The organism is Rhizobacter sp. P3_B12 (assembly GCF_056402895.1).
On the sequence record NZ_JBFUGN010000766.1, the window covers coordinates 1 to 3,022 of the forward strand.

Here is a 3,022-nt window from a genome sequence, read left to right on the forward strand (position 1 = left end):
GCGCGGCGGCCGGCGCCGGGTGGCGGCGATCGCGCCGGCGGGGGCGCTGTCGAAGCGCGGCCAGGCCATCGCCGACATCGCGCTGCGCTGGCACCCGCCGACGCAGCTGCCGGTGGCGTTCCGCATCGGCGCGCCGGCCACCGCGGAGTTCCCGTTCGCGCTGTGGGACCGGCTCGCCCGCGACACCGCCGCGCCGCGCCGCCGGGCGCTGTCGCAGTACACCGATCCGGCCGGCGAGCCGGCGCTGCGCGAGGCGATCGCGCAGTGGCTGCTGGTGTCGCGCGGGATCCGCTGCGATGCGTCGCAGGTGCTGGTCACCTCGGGCTCGCAGCAGGGCATCGACCTGATCGGCCGGCTGCTGCTCGACCTGGGCGACGAGGTGATGGTCGAGGATCCGGGCTACCCGGGCATCCGCGCCAACCTGCTCGGGCAGGGCGCGCTCGTGCGGCCGGTGCCGCTGGATGCCGAGGGGCTGTGCATCGCGCAGGGTGCCGCGCGCTGGCCGCAGGCGCACATGGCGGTCGTGACGCCGACGCACCAGTTCCCGATGGGCGTGCACATGAGCCTGGCGCGCCGGCTGGCGCTGCTCGACTGGGCGCGCACGCGGCGTGCGTGGATCGTCGAGGACGACTACGACGGCGAGTTCCAGTACGGCGCGCACCGCATGCCGGCGCTGTGCAGCCTGCCGCAGTCGGAGCGCGTGCTGTACGTCGGCACCTTCTCGAAGACGCTGCACCCGGGCCTGCGGCTGGGCTTCATCGTGATGCCGCTCGCGCTGGCACCCGCCTTCGCGGGGGCGAAGGCCGTGACCGACCGGCACAGCCCCGGTGCCGCGCAGGACGTGCTGGCCCGCTTCATCACCGAGGGCCACCTGCTGCGCCACCTGCGGCGCATGCGCGAGCTGTACGCGCTGCGCCAGGAGCTGGTGATCGAGGCCCTGGCGAAGGCGAGCGGCGGTGCGCTGCGGCTGCTGCCGAGCGCGCAGGGCATGCACCTGGCGCACGAGGACGAAGCGGGCCGGCCGGACGAGCCGCTGTCGGCGCGCGCGCAGGAGGGCGGCGTGTACCTGGCGACGCTGTCGCGCTATGCGATCGAGGCGCCGCGGCGCGGCTGGCTGTTCGGCTATGCGGGGTACGACGAGGCGGCACTGCGGGCCGCGGCGCGCACGATTGGCAGGCTTGTAGCCCGGATGCCAATCCGGGGATCGTGACGCCGCACCCGGATTGGCATCCGGGCTACTCAATGCAGCGTGATCGGCAGGTCCGGGCCCTTGCCCGTCGCGATCGTCATTGCCTGCCGCGCGCTCCAGCCGGTCGACCAGCGCGCGAACTCGGCGGCCGGCATCGGCCGGCCCATGTGGAAGCCCTGGGCCTCGTCGCAGGCCAGTTCGCGCAGCAGCTCCCAGACCTGCGCGTTCTCGACGCCCTCGGCCACCACCGTGAGCCCGAGGCCGTGCGCCAGGTCGATCGTCGAGCGCACGATGCGCGCGTCGTCCAGGTCCTTCTCCATGTTGAGCACGAAGGACTTGTCGATCTTCAGCTCGTCCACCGGCAGCCGCTTCAGGTACGCGAGCGACGAATAGCCGGTGCCGAAATCGTCGATCGACAGCCGGAAGCCCAGCGCGCTCAGCTTGTCGAGCGTGGCCTGGGCGCGCTGCGGGTCGTCCATGATCGCGCTCTCGGTGATCTCCAGGCAGAAGGCCTCGGCCGGCACCGAATGGCGCACCAGCAGCGCATCGAACTTCTGCGGCAGCTCCGGGTCGAGCAGGTCGCGCGTCGACAGGTTGATTGAAATCGTCAGCGTCTGGCCGCTGTCGTGCAGGCGTTTCCACAGCTGCGCGGTCTGCTCGAAGACCCACAGCGTCAGCACCCGGATGAAACCGGTCTGCTCGGCGAACGGAATGAACTCCATCGGCGGCACCAGCCCGCGACGCGGGTGCTGCCAGCGCACCAGCGCCTCGGCGCCGACGACGCGTGCATTGCCGAGCGCGAGCTTGGGCTGCAGGTACAGCCGCAGCTCGTCGTGGTCGACCGCGTGGCGCAACTCGCTCAGCAGCGACAGCGTCTGCGAGCTTGCGGCATCGAGCGCCGCGTCGTAGACCATCGGGCCGTCGTGGTGGCGCTTGGCGGTGTACATCGCGACCTCGGCGCGGCTCAGCAGCACGTCGGCATCGCCGGCATGCAGCGGCCAGTTCGCGAGGCCCAGGCTCGCGCTGATGTCGACCGTCTGGTCTTCCAGCGTCAGCGCCGCGTCGAAGGCCTGGTTGATGCGCTTGGCGACCGTGCGGGTCAGCGCCACGTCGTTGGCCGGATCGAGCCCGGCCAGCAGCACCGCGAACTCGTCGCCGCCGAGCCGCGCGACCAGGTCGCCGCCGCGCACCGCCTGCTGCGTCAGCCGCTCGGCCACGCTGCGCAGCAGCAGGTCGCCGAAGCGGTAGCCGAGCACGTCGTTGACGTGCTTGAAGCGATCGAGGTCGAGCATGATCACCGAGACGGTCCGGCCATTCTTGCCGGCCGCGACGATCGCGTCGCGCACCGCGTTGCGGAACTGCAGGCGGTTCGGCAGCGCCGTCAGCGGATCCCAGTAGGCGAGCTTCAGGATCTCGTCCTGCTGCTCGCCGATGCTCTCGCGCATGCGCTCGAAGGCGCGGGCCACGTCGCCCAGCTCGTCGCTGCGGTCGAGGCCGCGCAGCGGCGTCGAGTAGTCGCCGGCACCCAGCCGTTCGGCCGCGGTCGCGAGGCGCCGCAGCGGCGTCGTCACGTGGCGCGCGGTCAGTACGCTGCCGATGCCGAACACCAGCACGCCGACCAGCGTCAGCGCGGCCAGCCCGAGCTGCAGCTGGCGGTACGGCGCGACCGCGTCGTCGACCGAGCGCAGCAGCAGCGCCGAGACGGCGGCGCCGTCGTGCTCGGCGAGCATCACGGTGCGGCCGCTGTATTCGTTGTCGAGCAGGCTCAGTGCCATCGCGGCCGAGCTGGCGGAAGCGTGGTTGCCGTTCACCTGTTCGAGTGTCAGCGCGGCC

2 protein-coding genes are annotated in these 3,022 nt (G+C 72.2%); one reads left to right on the forward strand and one right to left on the reverse strand.

Translation table 11 applies throughout. From position 1 onward, the window contains the following. A partial coding sequence (gene pdxR, locus AC1D01_RS27625; protein WP_477872095.1) for a MocR-like pyridoxine biosynthesis transcription factor PdxR occupies positions 1–1,210 on the forward strand: 1,210 nt, incomplete at its 5' end. Between the two features lie 29 nt (positions 1,211–1,239). On the opposite strand, the gene AC1D01_RS27630 is transcribed toward pdxR, so the two are convergent. Beyond that, positions 1,240–3,022: putative bifunctional diguanylate cyclase/phosphodiesterase (locus AC1D01_RS27630; RefSeq protein ID WP_477872097.1), on the reverse strand; the 1,783-nt coding region annotated here is incomplete at its 5' end.